Below are 15,558 nucleotides of genomic sequence, written 5' to 3'. Positions count from 1 at the left end.
TGGCAAGCCCCTACCCGCTTTTGCGGCCTGTTTTCGTGGATTTGGGGCCATTTTCCCTCCCAACATATGCAAATGAGGAAAGCCAGCAAATCGGTATGGCTGTTCTCTTGCCAATTGGTCAAAAAGCGGGGCATCTAGACTGCATGACACAGGCACATGACATATCGCATCACGACATACTCTGCATCGGCTCGGTGCTATGGGATGTCATCGGGCGGTCTGATCGCGCGATGCGGGTTGGATCGGATGTTCCGGGACGGATCGTGCGCGTGCCTGGTGGTGTCGCAATGAACATCGCAATGGCGCTTTCGCGTTTCGGGTTGACGCCCACCTTGCTGACCGCCGTTGGCCGTGACCCCGAGGGCGACGAATTGATCAAGGCCGCTCAGGTGCGCGGGATCGGCACGGGCTATATCTACCGCTCCGACGATCTGCCGACCGACACTTATATGGCGGTCGAGGGTGCAAACGGTCTCATTGCCGCGATTGCCGATGCCCATTCCCTTGAGGCGGCAGGCGCAAAGATCCTGCGTCCTCTAGAGGACGGGCGCCTTGGCACGTCCGAGATACCCTATAGTGGTCCCGTGGCGCTTGACGGAAACCTGACGACGGAACTGCTGCGCGAGATCGCGAAGTCGCCTCTGTTTGCGCAGGCCGATCTTCGTGTGGCGCCCGCGTCCCCTGGTAAGGCCGAGCGCCTTTTGCCCCTGCTGACCCATCCTCGCGCCACACTCTATGTGAACCTTGAGGAAGCGGGTCTGCTCTTGCACACCACCTTCGACACCTCTACGGAAGCCGCCACCGCGCTCATCGACAAGGGCTCGCATCGCGTGCTGGTGACGAACGGCGGACAAGGCGCGACGCTTGCCGATCAAACCGACTGCATTACCCAAACCCCGCCCGAAGTCCTCGTTGCACGCGTGACAGGCGCGGGAGACACCTTCATGGCCGCCCATATCGCCGCTGACCTGCGTGGAGCCAATTCCGAAACAGCCCTCGCCGAAGCCCTCAAGGCCGCCGCCGCTTACGTCTCAGGAGACACACCTTTATGACCACCACCCTGCCCCTCACCCTCGCATCCGATGTCGCCAAAGCACTGGAGGCGAGTGCGCCTGTGGTTGCGCTGGAAAGCACAATCATTACGCACGGGATGCCCTATCCACAAAACGTCGAGACCGCGCGGATGGTGGAGGAAGATGTGCGCGCCGCGGGTGCCACTCCCGCGACCATCGCCATTCTCGACGGCACGTTGCATATCGGACTTGAGGATGCGCAACTTGAGGCACTGGCGCAGGCCAAGGACGTGATGAAAGTCTCGCGTGCCGACATGCCCGTTTGCATCGCAAAAGGCGCAACGGGTGCTACAACTGTCGCCGCCACCATGATCGCCGCCCATATCGCAGGGATCGGCACCTTCGCCACGGGTGGCATCGGTGGTGTGCATCGCGGGGCGAGCGAAACCTTTGATATCTCCGCCGACCTGCTCGAACTCGCGCAAACCCCTGTCACCGTGGTGGCCGCAGGTCCGAAAGCCATTCTCGACATTCCTAAAACACTCGAAGTGCTGGAAACCAACGGCGTGCCCGTCATCGCCTACGGGCAAGACGAGTTGCCGGCCTTCTGGTCGCGCGGCTCTGGCATTACCGCCCCCCTGCGTCTCGACGATGCAGCCGCCATCGCGGCATCCGCGAAGATGCGCGCGGCAATGGGCCTTTCGGGCGGACAATTGGTTGCCAACCCGATCCCGGAGGCAGACGAGATTACCCGCGATGTGATCGGCCCTGTGGTGGATACGGCGCTTGCCGAGGCAGAGACGAAAGGGATCGCGGCCAAGGACGTGACTCCCTTCCTCCTGCAACGGATTTTCGAGCTGACCGAAGGCCGCTCGCTGACCGCGAATATCGCTTTGGTGCGTAATAACGCGCGCCTTGCCGCGCAGATCGCACAGCATTTGGCCAAAGGGTAAGTGTTTCGCACGCTTTTTACATCACGCCTCATTGTGAACTGCGCTCAACACACCTAAATTCGAGCCGAAGACCGTAGTTCACGTGCGCGCAGGATCCGGACCACCAAAATGACCAACCCGTTCGAAGAAGATACCCACCCCAAACACAAGCGCGGGGGATTTTTCGGCTGGCTACGTGCCTCGTTCCTTACGGGTCTCGTGGTCGTCGCTCCTATCGGCCTGACCGCCTATGTGATCTGGACCGTGATCGGCTGGGTCGATGGCTGGGCGCTGACCTTCGTGCCGCAGAAATTCCAGCCCGAGCAATATATCGGCATCAACCTGCGGGGTGTGGGCGTTATCCTCTTCCTGCTCTTCACCATTATCGTCGGCTGGATCGCCAAGGGACTTGTGGGGCGTTCGCTTCTACGTTGGGCCGAAAACCTCGTCGACCGCACTCCGATCGTGCGCTCGATCTACAATGGCGCGAAACAGATTGCCGAGACGGTCTTTGCACAATCGGAGACCTCCTTCGATAAAGCCTGTCTGATCGAATATCCGCGCAAGGGCATCTGGGCCGTGGGCTTTGTCTCTACCGCCGCCAAGGGCGAGATCGCCGAACGCACACCCGAGGGCCGCGACATGCTTTCGGTCTTTGTGCCGACCACACCCAACCCTACATCGGGCTTCCTGCTTTTTTTCCCAAGTGACGAGGTGCAAATGCTCGACATGACAGTGGAAGATGCGGCGAAACTGGTGATCTCGGCAGGGCTCGTCTATCCCAACTCCAAAGGACCGAGCGCGCCCGAAAGCACGCCGCGCCCCTGACCCCTCGCTCCCACTACCTACGCACAGAGTATCATCGCAGCGCGCAGCACAATTTTTTGCGCGTGATAGGAATTGAAACTGATTCAAGCACACGAATGTTTGATTACGACATAATTTCGCGATAGCTTCCGAGTACTTTTACTTAAGGGGGATAATACCTTGAAAAAAATCGTTGCACTTACAGCTGCCATTTCTGCCATTTCTTCGAGCGCCTTCGCACAATCCATGTCCGAGGACGTGGTTGTGGATTCCGCTACTTCCGCAGGCGGAAGTGCCACAGCTATGCTGATGCTTGCGGCTCTCTTTATTCTGGCACTTTCAGCATCGAGTGGCAGCTCGAGCCCAATGCAGGGGTTTCACTAGTTCTTTTCCTACGGCAGTTTAATCCGATCAATCACCGCATCGCGTATCACGCGGTGCGGATGGCGCGACAAGTCGCGTCTTAACTGCGCAAGCAAATCACCCATCCGAAGTGTGCGAGCTTGCGTCCCATTCAACCCGTATCCTGGGGGATAATCATGAAGAAACTCGTAAGTCTCGCGGCAGCTATGACCGTGATCTCTAATACCGCCTTCGCACAATCCATGTCCGAGGACGTGGTTGTGGATTCCGCAACTTCCGCAGGCGGAAATCCTGCCGCCATGGCGCTCCTTGCCGCGCTCTTCCTTCTCGCGCTTACCTCAAGCGCGAGCGGCGGCTCGTTCGGATCGCCATCTGATTTGAACTAGTGGTGGCCCTACAGATTTAAATACATGAAAAAGGTCCCGCCTGCGCGGGGCCTTTTACATGCGTAGGCCGTCTCGCCTAGCTGAACATCTCGGACAGATCGACCGTCCCGCGCTTTCCAATGTCGTCTTTATGCGTACTCAGGAAAGTGTCACAGGCCGCCTGCCCCGCGTGTTTGAGACGTGCCAGCATGACTGGCGAAGGGACCATTTTGGTGCGCACGGAAAGATCGCGCATCATTTCATCGTCAGATATCATATGCACTAGAACAGCCTTCATCAGTCCTTCTGGCATCCGCTTCTCCGCGATCAGGTCGCGCACAAACTGGACCGCGCGCAACTCGCGCAGCAATGATGAGTTGAAGCTGATCTCATTGACACGGTTGCGTATCTCTTCAGGCGTTCTCGGCGTGCCCGTCCGCTCCAGCGGGTTGATATTCACGATCACCACATCATCGGGGTATTGCGGCTCGAACAGGGGAAACAGCGCGGGATTTCCTGTATAGCCGCCATCCCAATAGGGATCGGTCTGCCCCGTCTTGGGGTCGGTGATCTCCACCGCCTGAAAAACCTCGGGCAAACAGGCCGAGGCCAGAATGACATCCTCGCTCACCTCGTCATTGGCAAAGACGCGGATCTTTCCCGTATGGACATTGGTGGTGGAGATGAACAGATCGGGGCCGTCATCCATCGCGCACCCCGAGAGATCGAGATCCTCAACGATCCCTTGGAGCGGATTGGAATAGAACGGCCCGAAGGCATAAGGGCTCATGACGGTGGTCAGCCCGTCAAGAAGCGGCAAGGTCGCCCCTGCCCATGCCGCCATCATCGCCGAAGTCGGTCCGAATTGCGTCAGCCACGACGACACGCGCATGTCCGTCACCGCGCCCATTTCCTCCCAAACCCCATCAAGGGCGGCCCGTGCCTCCGCTCGTCCTCCCCTTGCAAGCCCAGACGCCAGAGCCGCGGCATTGAGCGCGCCCGCCGAGGTACCCGTGATCGCGGCAATCTCGATATCTTCTTCATCGAGCAGACGATCAAGCACGCCCCAGGTAAACGCGCCATGGGCGCCGCCACCTTGAAGCGCGAGGTTGATGCGTTTGGTCATGGGGTCATCCTTCGGATCGGTTGCAAAGGTCGAATATGGATATTTTCAAACAGGTGAAAGAGGCGCGAGCCCTGCCCTTCACCTGTTCTCAAATATCCAAAGTTATAGCGAGCAACAGCGCCGGCTTTCGATCACAGCGCGGTCCATCCGCCATCGACTGAGATCGTCGTGCCCGTGATCTGGGCTGCGTGATCGGACGCGAGGAAGATACAGGTGCCGCCCAGTTGCTCGACGGTTGCGAACTCTTTGGACGGTTGGCGCTCAAGCAGAACGTTTCGGATCACCTCGTCGCGGCCCATGTTGTATTTCTTCATCGTGTCGGGGATCTGTTTTTCGACCAGCGGGGTCAGCACATAGCCTGGACAGATCGCATTGGCGGTGATCGGCTCTTCCGCCGTTTCCAGCGCGGTCACCTTGGTCAGCCCGACAACCCCGTGTTTCGCGGCAACATAGGCCGATTTATAGGGCGAGGCGGTAAGCCCGTGGGCGGAGGCGATGTTGATTACACGGCCCCATCCTGCCTTGCGCATCACGGGGAGTGCGGCAGCGGTGGTGTGGAAGGCCGAAGACATGTTGATCGCGATGATCGCGTCCCATTTTTCGACAGGAAATTCGTCGATCCCCGCGACATACTGGATGCCCGCGTTATTGACGAGAATGTCGCAAACGCCTGCCTTCTCAATGAGCGCGCGGCATTCGTCGGGTTTTGACATGTCGGCCTTGATATAGCGCGCCTCGACGCCGAATTCGCTGCCGATATCGGCGGCCAACGCGTGATCCTCGTCATTGTCGGTGAATGAATTGAGGACCACATTTGCGCCCGCTTTTGCCAACTCGCGTGCAACGCCCAACCCGATGCCCGAATTGGACCCTGTTATAACGGCGGTTTTTCCTTTGAGTTCCATGAATAGGCCTCCTGTTCCTTGGTTGCATGTAAGGTAAATGCTGCGACTGCAAAGCCAAGGAAAGAATCGCTTTCCTGCACAAAGAATCACCTTTTCGCGACGAGACCACCGTGCACGGCACCTTCGCTACGGCATTGCACAACCACATTGCCCCTCGCGCCGAGAAACCGATTCCGTCCAATCATGTCTGGATATTATCGTCCTCGGCGCAGTGCGGAGGGCTGCCATTTGGCCAAAAAAAAGCGCCAGCACAAGGCTGGCGCAAAGTTATTGAGGCAGGTTTCATACAGGCAAGAAACCTATCGAGCAGTGACCTTGTTATACGCGTTTCTCCGCCGCACTCCAAGCTAAAAGTTTGAAAACACACAAAGCGGCGCGTAGGTTCAGGATCAGAAAAACAACGGGACGGGAGGCATTGTTCTCGAAATGGCACTAGAGTATTTCCAACGTGCATGGCGCACGGCGGGTGTGATCGCGCTTTGCGCGGCGGCGGCGAGCGCATCTGGCGAGCCGATGCATGGCATCGCTATGTATGGCGAACCCGATCTCCCACCAGATTTTGCGTCCCTGCCCTACGCCAATCCCGATGCGCCCAAGGGTGGAAAGATCGTCACGGGCGAAGGCGGCACCTTCGACAGCCTCAATCCCTTCATCCAGAAAGGGACAACGCCGTGGCAGCTCCGCTATGTCATCGCAGAAAGCCTGATGGGCCGTGCCTACTCGGAGCCTTTCACGCTTTATTGCCTTCTGTGCGAGACAATCGAGACCGACGAGGCGCGAACATGGGCCGAATTCACGTTGCGTCCAGAGGCCCGATTCTCTGATGGAACGCCTGTGACGGTCGAGGATGTCATCTGGTCCTTCGAGACGCTCGCCACCCAAGGCCACGCCCGTTACGTCTCGCTTGGCAAGCAGCTCAAGAGCATCGAAGAGACTGGCCCGAATAAGGTCAAGTTCACCTTCAACACCGACAACCGCGAATTGGCCCTACTCGTGGGCCTGCGTCCGATCCTGAAAAAGGCGCAATGGGAGGGCAAGGACTTCACCAAGTCGGGGTTCGAGAACATTCCGATTGGCTCAGCGCCCTATGTCCTCAGCGATTTCGACGCGGGAAGTTTCGTCGAATTCACGCGCAACCCTGATTACTGGGGCAAGGATGTGCCTTTCATGCGCGGTCAGGCCAATCTTGACACGATCCGTTGGGAATTCTTCGCCGATCCTTCGCTGGTTATCGAGGCCTTCAAGGCAGGCGAATTGAACAGCCACCGCGAATTCAACGTGCAGACTTGGGAAGATCAATACGACTTCCCCGCCGTCGAGCGCGGCGATGTGGTGAAATCTATCGTGCCTCACGAGCGACCCTCGGGCATGACGGGTTTTGCGATGAACGTGCGCCAGCCGATCCTACAAGACTGGCGCGTGCGTCAGGCACTGATCGAAGCGTTCAACTTCGAATACATCAACGAGGTGCAGACAGGATCGAAGCAGAACCGCATCACCTCTTATTTCTCCAACTCCGTGCTTGGCATGGAGGAAGGTCCCGCCACAGGCCGCGTGCGCGAGCTTCTTGAGCCCTACGCGGACACCTTGCCCCCAGGTGCGCTGGAAGGCTACAACTTCCCCGCCACCAACGGCACACAGAACGATCGCGCCTCCACACGTCGCGCACTCGGCCTTTTTGAGGAGGCGGGTTGGACTGTTCAGGACGGCAAGATGCGCAATGCCGAGGGTGAGGATTTCACCTTCGAGATCCTGTTGCAGTCGGGCGATGACGAGAACCAGTCGATCATCGACATCTATACCACCGCGCTGAAACAACTTGGGATCACGCCGAAAATCACCGTGGTGGACCGCCCGCAATACCGTCAGCGGATGGAGTCCTATGACTTCGACATGACCAACTATCGTGTTGGCCTGTCCCTTTCCCCTGGTAATGAGCAGAAAAACTACTTCGGCTCCGAGGCGGCGGCGGCAGACGGAACGCGCAACATCATCGGCATCCAGTCCGAGGCCGTGGATGGGCTGATAGACACCATGCTGTCGTCCACCTCCAAGGACGATTTCATCGCCGCCACCCGCGCGCTTGATCGCGTGCTGACGGCGGGGCGTTATGCCATCCCGATCTACCAGTGGAATATTTCGCGTCTGGCGCATGCCAAGGAGTTGAAATTCCCCGAAACATTACCAATTTATGGCGACTGGATCGGGTGGCAGCCTGATGTCTGGTATTGGGAAGAATGATCTTACAGGGATTGCCGACATGCGTAGATTAATCTGTGCCCTCTCAATCGCGGCCCTCACGGGCCTGAGTGCCTGCGGCACGGTCGCGGGTATGGGCGAAGATATCCAGAACGGTGCGCGCACAGTGCAAGGTTGGTTGTGATGCGCGTGTTTGCCATCATGGCCGCACTTGCAACGGCGGGTTGCGCGCCAGCCTATGTTGCGGGAAAAACAGTTGGGACGGGTGTGAAAGCTACGAAAGCTGTTGCCAAAACCGCCACTCGGGTTGTGTTTTAGGGCGCATCGACCTCGAAAAGAAAAACCGCGCCACCGCAAAACGGGGCGCGGTTTTTTACATGAATCTACATCTTCAAGCCATTGCTCTAAAACGACTAATCCAGAGATGTGACCCACAGGATCGTGGCGTCTTCGGGGGAGACGGAGATCACGTTGTGCCCCATTGTCGCGTCGTAATAAGCGCTGTCGCCACGGCGCATCTCGATGGGTTCGTAAAACTCAGTGATCAACTGGATCACACCCGTGAGCACATAGAGGAACTCCTCACCATCATGGCGCACCCAGCCATCGAACTCATCGAAACTACGCGCGCGGATCGTGGCGCGGTAGGGCAGCATCTTCTTCGTGGTTAGCGCACCCGCCAGCATCTCGTGCTCATAGGTCGTGGTGGCATGAGCCGCCCCCTCGCCCGAACGTGTTGTGGCCAGCCGCCCCGAGATCATCGCTTTGCGCGGAGGGGTGAAGAGCTGTGGCACGGTGATTTCCAACCCCGTCGCGAGCTTTTTGAGCGCCTCGTAGGTAGGGGACATCTGACCGTTCTCGATCTTGGAGAGTGTAGAGCGGGCAAGTCCCGCTTGTCCCGCGGCCTGCTCCAAGGTCCAGCCGCGCGACTTGCGCAACTCACGCACCCGCGCACCAAGGTCCAAGGGGCGCGCCTCGTCCTGCGCATCGCTTTCGCGCGCCAGACGGATCAGGCTGGGTGTGTGGTCATCAGTCATGCTCGTATTTAGCGAGGAGAGCGCACAAAAGAAAACCCCCGGATGCTGTTGATCGCATCTTCGGGGGTTCTTTAGGACAGGGGGAGGAGTGGGGGGGACTGCTCGTGAGGTCCTTACCTGCCCTATGGGGTCTGGGTCACTCGGCGGGCGTGGGAACGCCCGTGAGAAATTCGATATTCGTCAATTCACCCGATGGCGCCGCCTGTTGCTCAGGGATCCAGTTTAGCGCACCAGCGGCAATCGCGAGCGCTGCAATCAGGCCAAGTGCGAGGGTCGCAAGCGGCAGGCGCAAACGTTGGATCTCGCCTCGGGAAATGGCGCGCCCCTGAAAAGTCGTGAAGTTGCTGTCGCTGTAAAAGGCCATGTGTGCCTCCACTAGGGTGAACCTGAACCGCGCTAGGGCGCGGCACATCGTGACGTATCGAGCAGCGAGAGATCTGGAGAATTTATCGTTGCTCACCAACAGATTAACCGAAGTTTTGCCTCATCACCAAACGTCGCGATTGTTACAAGAGGCACATCCGCACAACGTGAACCTATCAAGAACGTCCCGCGAACATCAGTGCCGATTCGCGGTTTTGCAAAGTTGCAAACCCCCGCCAGACACAAGATGTAGGGCAAGGAGAACATCCGAAATTCATGAAAATCGTGATTGGCGGGAAATTGTTCTTTTCTGATTTGGAATCGCCCGCGCCACCGCACCAGCCTCGTGGCGCCGCCCTTCCGCACATCGGCTGCGCACCCGCCATGTCACATTCTTCTCGCCCCCGCCCCCTGCCCGCGCTATGTCTGGCCTATGATCAAACTCGATATCTTTTCAGACCCGATTTGTCCGTGGTGCTACATCGGCAAGGCGCGCCTAGATCGCGCACTTGAGCAGCGCCCCAACCATCCCTTCGTGGTGGAGTGGCATCCGTTCCAGCTCAATCCGGACATGCCAGAAACCGGTATGGATCGACGCGCCTATCTCGAAAGCAAGTTCGGCGGCGTCGAGGGCGCAAAGAAAGCCTACGCACCCATCGTCAAAGTGATGTCCGAGGAACTGCCCAAGGCCGATCTGGGCGCGATCAAGCGCACACCCAATACGCTCGACGCGCATCGCCTCATTCATTGGGCGGGGATCGAAGGGATGCAGACCGCCGCCGTCTCCAGCCTCTTCCGCGCCTATTTCCACGAGGGCCGTGATATTGGTGACGCCGAAGTGCTGGCCGATATCGCTGACAGCATCTCAATGGACGCGAGCCTCGTTGCGCGCCTGCTCAAGACGGATGAGGACAAGGACGCCATTCGGTCCCGCGATGCCCATGCGCGCGAGCGCGGGGTCAATGCCGTTCCGCTCTTTGTCGTCGCCAACCAGCACGCCGTCCCTGGTGCGCAGGACACAAACCTCTGGCTTAATGTGATTGACGAAATCGCCGAACAAGAGGCCGCGCGCCTTGCCGCAGAAGAGGAGCGGATGCGCGACGCATGACGTCGCCCCTCCTGCCCCATCTCATCCTCGGTCTCTTTGGCGCTGGCGCTTGGCTTGTCATCCTCGCCCACGCCAGCCGTGCGCCCGCCAAACGCCTCTGGCCCCCGCGCCGCGCGACCCTCTGGACCGTGGTTTGGTCGTGGGGGCTAACCATAGCGATCTATGTGGGGTTGATCCGTCTTGGTCTGGCCGAAGGCAATGCACTTGGCCTTTCGGACGGTTTGCGGTTCGGCATCGGGCTGCCGATCACGGTCGCAGGCTCGGTTCTTCAATCGTGGGGCACGGCGGCGCTTGGTCTGCGTGCCACATCTGGATGGCCCAAGGGTGCGGACACGCCCGACATGGCATCTACCAAAGGCCCCTACTGTTTTACCGCGCATCCGCAATACATCGGCCAGTCCATGTCCTTTGTTGGCATCGCTCTGGCATCGGGTGGCATCTGGGTCTGGGTCGTCGCCGTTGCGGGTTGCTTTGCGCTTTTGCGCGCTGCCCAAGTGGAGGATGTGCATCTGCGCAGATCCGACTTCTGATTTATCGGCTGGTAAAGATTGCGGCCCCGTCCTAGGTTGCCGCCGTAAAAATATAGGATTTCACACGTGCCGCGCCGCCTTTCCCAGCCAGAATTTATCGCCCTGCTTGCCCTGCTTTCGGCCACCGTGGCTTTTTCAATGGACAGCATGCTGCCCGCCCTTCCCGAGATTGCACAGACCCTTTCCCCCGATGCGCCCAACCGTGCGCAGCTGATCCTGACTTCGTTCATGTTCGGCCTCGGGCTCGGGACGCTTCTGGCGGGGCCGCTTTCAGATGCCTTCGGTCGGCGCACGGTGATTGTCGGGGGGCTGGCGCTCTATGCTGTTGCCGCCATTCTGACGATGACGGTGCAATCGCTTGATTCACTGGTGGCCCTGCGCGTTATCCAAGGGCTGGGCGCCGCCGCGCCGCGCGTGGTCTCAACCGCAATGGTGCGCGACCTTTATCAAGGGCGGGAAATGGCGCGGCTACAAAGCTTCGTGATGATGATCTTCATCCTTGTCCCTGCCGTGGCCCCTGCTATCGGCGCGGTCATCATTTCGGGCTTCGGCTGGCGCGGCGTGTTCGGCTCATTCGCGGTCTTTGCCGCAATCTCCACTTTCTGGCTGATGTCGCGTCAGGAAGAGACCTTGCCGCGTGAAAACCGCCGCCCGCTCTCCATTTCCAAACTGATCGCGGGCACGCGCGAAACCCTGTCCAACGCCTCGGTGCGTATCTATATCGCCGCTCTCACTCTCGGCTTTGGTCAGATGTTCGGACTGCTCTCCTCGATCCAGCAGATCTATGGCGAGATCTTCGATCGAGCTGACAGCTTCCCGATGTGGTTCGCGCTACAGGCGCTCATTTCGGGCTTTGGCACATTCTTCAACGCGCGTTTCGTGGTGACATTGGGCATGCGCCGCATTGCACTGTCCGCCTATGCCACGCAGATCGCCATTTCCTCCATCGTGCTAGTCATCACCCTGTCGGGACTTTTGCCCGATGGGCTGGCCTTCCCCGTGTTCTTCTTCTGGTCGGTGTCGGTCTTCTTCATGGCAGGCGTGACCTTCGGCAACCTGATCTCGCTTGCGCTTGAACCACTTGGCCATCTCGCGGGGCTTGGAGCCTCGGTTACACAAGGGATTGCCACGGTCCTAGCCGTGCTAATCGCAGCCCCCATTGGTCTGGCCTTCAACGGCACGTTGGTGCCGATCCTGATCGGGACGTTGCTGTGTTCCGGTGGCGCATTCCTGCTGCTACGCCGCACGATAGACACCCCCGCGCCAGCGGAATAAGCCCTTTTACTTTGCGGGTTTGGCGGCGGTCTTTTTCGCGGCCTGCCCGACTTTCGCCGCCTTGGCCAGATCCTGTGCAATGGCATAGGCACCCTTGATCTTGTCACGGTCGTTTTTCCAGTCGCGACGCAGGACGATCTTGTTGTCCTTGACCTTGGCCAGACCCTTTTGCGCGTGGATAAACTCGACGAGCCCCTCGGGGCTTGCGAATTTGTCGTTGTGGAACTGGATCGTCGCGCCCTTCGGCCCGCCATCAAGCCGCGCAATCCCCGCCGCGCGGCACTTCTCTTTGATCCGCACCACGAGCAGAAGCGTGTTCACCTCGCGCGGCAGCTTGCCGAAACGGTCGATCAACTCGGCAGCAAAGCCCTCAAGCTCCACCTTGGTCTTCAGGCTCGACAAGCGACGATAGAGTCCCAGACGAACGTCAAGATCAGGCACGTAATCTTCGGGGATCAACACGGGCACACCCAGATTGATCTGCGGCGCCCATGCTCCGTCATCGAGCGTGACGGCCTCTTCGCCCGATTTGATCCGCCCGATCGCCTCCTCCAGCATCGACTGGTAAAGCTCGAAGCCAACCTCGCGCACATGGCCCGACTGCTCCTCGCCTACAAGGTTGCCCGCGCCGCGAATATCCATGTCTTGCGAGGCCAGATTGAACCCCGCACCGAGGGTGTCGAGCGATCCCAGGACGCGCAAACGGCGCTGTGCCGTGGCGGTCAGAGGGGTGCGCGGTTTCGTCGTCAGATAGGCATAGGCGCGGGTTTTCGCACGCCCCACACGGCCACGGATTTGGTAGAGCTGCGCCAGACCGAACATATCGGCGCGGTGGATCACCATGGTGTTGGCCGTCGGAATATCGATACCGCTCTCCACGATGGTGGTGGCCAAAAGCACATCATACTTCCCATCGTAAAAGGCGTTCATGCGGTCATCCAACTCACCCGCCGCCATCTGGCCATGAGCGACCACAAAGGAGACTTCTGGCACATGGTCACGTAAGAAGGCTTCGATATCGGGAATGTCCTTTACCCGCGGCACGACGAAGAAGCTCTGGCCCCCGCGATAGTGCTCCCGCAAAAGCGCCTCGCGGATCGTCACCGTGTCGAATTCGCTGACATAGGTGCGGATCGACAGGCGGTCGACGGGCGGCGTGCCGATGATCGACAGATCGCGCACGCCCGTGAGCGACATTTGCAGAGTGCGAGGGATCGGCGTGGCAGAGAGCGTGAGGACGTGAATGTCCGACTTGAGCGATTTCAGCCGTTCCTTATGGGTCACGCCGAAACGCTGCTCCTCGTCCACGACCAGAAGTCCGAGCGATTTGAACGTCACGCCCTTGGCCAGAAGCGCATGGGTGCCCACCACGATATCCACCTCACCCGAGGCCAGCCCCTCGCGGGTTTTGGCCATGTCCTTTTGCCCGACAAAGCGCGACATCGGGCGGATATTGACGGGGAAACCACGGAAACGGTCGGCAAAGGAACGGAAGTGCTGGCGCGCGAGCAGGGTCGTGGGAGCAATCACCGCGACCTGCAAACCGCAGAGAGCGGCGACGAAAGCGGCGCGCATCGCCACCTCGGTCTTGCCAAAGCCCACATCGCCCACCACGAGACGGTCCATCGGGCGGCCTGCCTCGAAATCCTCCAGCACGTCCTCAATGGCGCTCAGCTGGTCCTCGGTTTCGTCATAGGGAAAACGGGCGCAGAAGGCCTCCCACATATAGGGCGCAGGCGTCAGGATCGGTGCCTTGCGCAATTGCCGTTCGGCAGCGATGCGGATGAGTTTTTCGGCAACCTCGCGGATGCGATCCTTCATCCGCGCTTTCTTGGCCTGCCACGCACCACCGCCGAGCTTGTCGAGTAAGCCCTCCTCATGACCATAGCGGCTCAGAAGCTCGATGTTCTCGACAGGCAGGTAAAGGCGATCCCCGCCCGCATATTCCAGCAGCAGGCATTCATGCGCTGCCCCAGCCGCCGTGACGACTTCCAACCCTTTGAACAGACCCACCCCGTGATCGACATGGACAATCAGGTCGCCCGGGCTGAGCGCGCTATGCTCGGTGAGGAAATTCTCGGCGCGTCGTTTTCGGGTCGGGCGGCGTATGAGACGGTCGCCAAGCACATCCTGCTCTGAGATCACCGTCAGCATACGGCGCGCACCATCCGCGCCTAGTTCAACAGGCGCCTCGAAGCCTTGCTCCAAGGGCCAGACAACAAGGTTAAGCCCTTCTTGCGTGGTGATATCGCGCCAGTTGGAAATCTCCCGTGCGCCAAAGAGGTCTTGGTCCTCCAGCAGAGACTTCAAACGGTCCCGCGCACCGTCAGACCACGAGGCGATGACCACGGGCCCCTCTTGAGATTTCGCGCGAATATGATCCGCCAAGACTTCAAAAAGGTTGATATTTTCCTGCTGGCGTTCGGGTGCAAAGTTGCGGCCATCATGACCGCCTGCGTCAGTCACCCCCGGTCCGCTTGCCTGACGCCCCGCTTTGAAATGCACAACACGGTGGTCGGCCACCTGCGCGTCCCATGCCGCGTCATCAAGGTAGAGGAGCGCGGGCGGGCACGGTTTGTATACGCTGTCGAGACTGGCCTTGGCAGACATGGCAAGGCGGCGGCTTTCGTATTGATCCGCCACTTGTTCCCAACGTGAAAGACGCGCCGCATCCGTTTGATCATCAACCGTAATGACCGCGTCAGGGAGATAGTCGAACAGCGTGTCGAGGCGTTCGTGGAAGAAGGGCAGCCAATGCTCCACGCCCGCGTGTTTCTTACCCGCAGTCACCGCTTCGTAGAGCGGATCATCTGTTCCCGCTGCGCCGAACTCTATGCGATAATTCTGACGAAACCGCGTTATGGCGGGATCGTCGAGAATGACCTCCGAGACCGGCGTGAAGGTAATCTGGTCGAGCGTATCGACGGTTTTTTGGGTCGCGGGATCGAAACGGCGCAACCCGTCCAATTCATCGCCAAAGAAATCCAGTCGCACCGGCAATTCGTGGCCAGGCGGGTAAACATCAATGATCCCGCCCCGAATGGCGTAATCCCCGTGCTCCACAACCGTGGGAGCCTGAGCGAACCCCATGCGCACGAAGAAGGCGCGTAATTCTGCCTCGTTGACCCTCTGCCCCTTGGTCAGCGTCAGCGCCGCCCCCGCGATCACATCGCGCGCGGGCACACGTTGGGTTGCGGCCGAAAGCGTGGTGAGCATGATAAAGCGTTTCGGCGCGGCACCGCTTGCCAGCATTGCCAACGTCGCCATCCGCGCCGCCGACAGATCGGCATTGGGTGAAACACGATCATAAGGCAGGCAATCCCATGCAGGAAATTCGAACACAGGCAGGTCGGGCGCAAAGAACGCCAGTGCCGCCCTGACCGCCGCCAACCGCTTGTCATCACGCGCGATGTGCATAACGGCCCCGTCATGGGTCACGGCTTCGCGGGCCAGAAGATAGCCGTCAAAGCCCTCGGGTGCGCCGCCTGTGCGGATATGGGCGCGACTGGATCGGGAAGATGTGGCCATGATGCGC

The 15,558-nt window shown here is 59.4% G+C and carries 14 protein-coding genes; 9 read left to right on the top strand and 5 right to left on the bottom strand.

Features of this window, described 5'->3' with window-relative positions:
- The first annotated feature begins 143 nt into the window (after nucleotides 1-143).
- The 4 genes from ACN0SC_RS06195 to ACN0SC_RS06180 all read left to right on the top strand — a co-directional run bounded on the left by ACN0SC_RS06195 (nucleotide 144) and on the right by ACN0SC_RS06180 (nucleotide 3,501).
- Complete coding sequence (locus ACN0SC_RS06195; RefSeq protein WP_417248789.1) at nucleotides 144-1,052, top strand: PfkB family carbohydrate kinase; 909 nt, start codon at nucleotides 144-146, stop codon at nucleotides 1,050-1,052.
- A complete protein-coding gene (locus ACN0SC_RS06190; RefSeq protein WP_417248788.1) occupies nucleotides 1,049-1,966 on the top strand; it encodes a pseudouridine-5'-phosphate glycosidase in 918 nt (305 codons plus the stop codon). Before ACN0SC_RS06195 ends, ACN0SC_RS06190 begins: the two co-directional genes overlap by 4 nt.
- A gap of 108 nt (nucleotides 1,967-2,074) precedes the next feature.
- Nucleotides 2,075-2,773 (top strand): DUF502 domain-containing protein, encoded by a 699-nt coding sequence (locus tag ACN0SC_RS06185; protein ID WP_417248787.1) that lies wholly within the window; start codon nucleotides 2,075-2,077, stop codon nucleotides 2,771-2,773.
- A 518-nt stretch (nucleotides 2,774-3,291) separates the two neighbouring features.
- Nucleotides 3,292-3,501, top strand: a complete 210-nt coding sequence (locus ACN0SC_RS06180) for a hypothetical protein (protein WP_417248786.1) — start codon at nucleotides 3,292-3,294, stop codon at nucleotides 3,499-3,501.
- 76 nt (nucleotides 3,502-3,577) lie between these two features.
- On the opposite strand, the gene ACN0SC_RS06175 is transcribed toward ACN0SC_RS06180, so the two are convergent.
- The gene (locus tag ACN0SC_RS06175; protein WP_417248785.1) at nucleotides 3,578-4,606 is read right to left on the bottom strand and encodes a patatin-like phospholipase family protein; all 1,029 of its coding nucleotides are present in this window, start codon (nucleotides 4,604-4,606) and stop codon (nucleotides 3,578-3,580) included.
- Nucleotides 4,607-4,737: 131 nt separating this feature from the next.
- The gene (locus tag ACN0SC_RS06170; protein WP_417248784.1) at nucleotides 4,738-5,511 is read right to left on the bottom strand and encodes a 3-hydroxybutyrate dehydrogenase; all 774 of its coding nucleotides are present in this window, start codon (nucleotides 5,509-5,511) and stop codon (nucleotides 4,738-4,740) included.
- Nucleotides 5,512-5,937: 426 nt separating this feature from the next.
- Between ACN0SC_RS06170 and ACN0SC_RS06165 the strand changes: the two genes are divergently transcribed.
- Together ACN0SC_RS06165 and ACN0SC_RS06160 are read left to right on the top strand one after the other, a co-directional pair.
- The gene (locus ACN0SC_RS06165; RefSeq protein ID WP_417248783.1) at nucleotides 5,938-7,752 is read left to right on the top strand and encodes an extracellular solute-binding protein; all 1,815 of its coding nucleotides are present in this window, start codon (nucleotides 5,938-5,940) and stop codon (nucleotides 7,750-7,752) included.
- Nucleotides 7,753-7,771: 19 nt separating this feature from the next.
- Nucleotides 7,772-7,894 (top strand): entericidin EcnA/B family protein, encoded by a 123-nt coding sequence (locus tag ACN0SC_RS06160; RefSeq protein ID WP_417248782.1) that lies wholly within the window; start codon nucleotides 7,772-7,774, stop codon nucleotides 7,892-7,894.
- A 229-nt stretch (nucleotides 7,895-8,123) separates the two neighbouring features.
- On the opposite strand, the gene ACN0SC_RS06155 is transcribed toward ACN0SC_RS06160, so the two are convergent.
- Both ACN0SC_RS06155 and ACN0SC_RS06150 read right to left on the bottom strand, forming a co-directional pair.
- Nucleotides 8,124-8,747 carry a helix-turn-helix domain-containing protein gene (locus ACN0SC_RS06155; RefSeq protein ID WP_417248781.1) on the bottom strand — a complete coding sequence of 208 codons (624 nt, stop codon included), beginning with the start codon at nucleotides 8,745-8,747 and terminating at the stop codon, nucleotides 8,124-8,126.
- 136 nt (nucleotides 8,748-8,883) lie between these two features.
- Nucleotides 8,884-9,111 (bottom strand): hypothetical protein, encoded by a 228-nt coding sequence (locus tag ACN0SC_RS06150; protein WP_417248780.1) that lies wholly within the window; start codon nucleotides 9,109-9,111, stop codon nucleotides 8,884-8,886.
- Nucleotides 9,112-9,543: 432 nt separating this feature from the next.
- Between ACN0SC_RS06150 and ACN0SC_RS06145 the strand changes: the two genes are divergently transcribed.
- From ACN0SC_RS06145 to ACN0SC_RS06135, 3 genes are all read left to right on the top strand, one after another.
- Entirely contained in the window at nucleotides 9,544-10,218 is a 675-nt protein-coding gene (locus ACN0SC_RS06145; protein ID WP_417248779.1) for a DsbA family oxidoreductase, read from the top strand.
- Nucleotides 10,215-10,748 (top strand): methyltransferase family protein, encoded by a 534-nt coding sequence (locus ACN0SC_RS06140; RefSeq protein WP_417248778.1) that lies wholly within the window; start codon nucleotides 10,215-10,217, stop codon nucleotides 10,746-10,748. Before ACN0SC_RS06145 ends, ACN0SC_RS06140 begins: the two co-directional genes overlap by 4 nt.
- A 66-nt stretch (nucleotides 10,749-10,814) precedes the next feature.
- Entirely contained in the window at nucleotides 10,815-12,023 is a 1,209-nt protein-coding gene (locus ACN0SC_RS06135) for a multidrug effflux MFS transporter (RefSeq protein ID WP_417248777.1), read from the top strand.
- Nucleotides 12,024-12,029: 6 nt separating this feature from the next.
- Here ACN0SC_RS06135 and mfd read toward each other — a convergent pair whose 3' ends face one another.
- Nucleotides 12,030-15,551, bottom strand: coding sequence for a transcription-repair coupling factor (mfd, locus tag ACN0SC_RS06130; RefSeq protein ID WP_417248776.1), 3,522 nt, complete (start codon nucleotides 15,549-15,551; stop codon nucleotides 12,030-12,032).
- Nucleotides 15,552-15,558: the final 7 nt, after the last annotated feature.

This window comes from Celeribacter sp. (assembly GCF_048261515.1).
GTDB lineage: Bacteria > Pseudomonadota > Alphaproteobacteria > Rhodobacterales > Rhodobacteraceae > Celeribacter.
The sequence above is the reverse complement of the archived record's forward strand: the minus strand, read 5'-3'. Positions and strand labels throughout refer to the sequence as shown.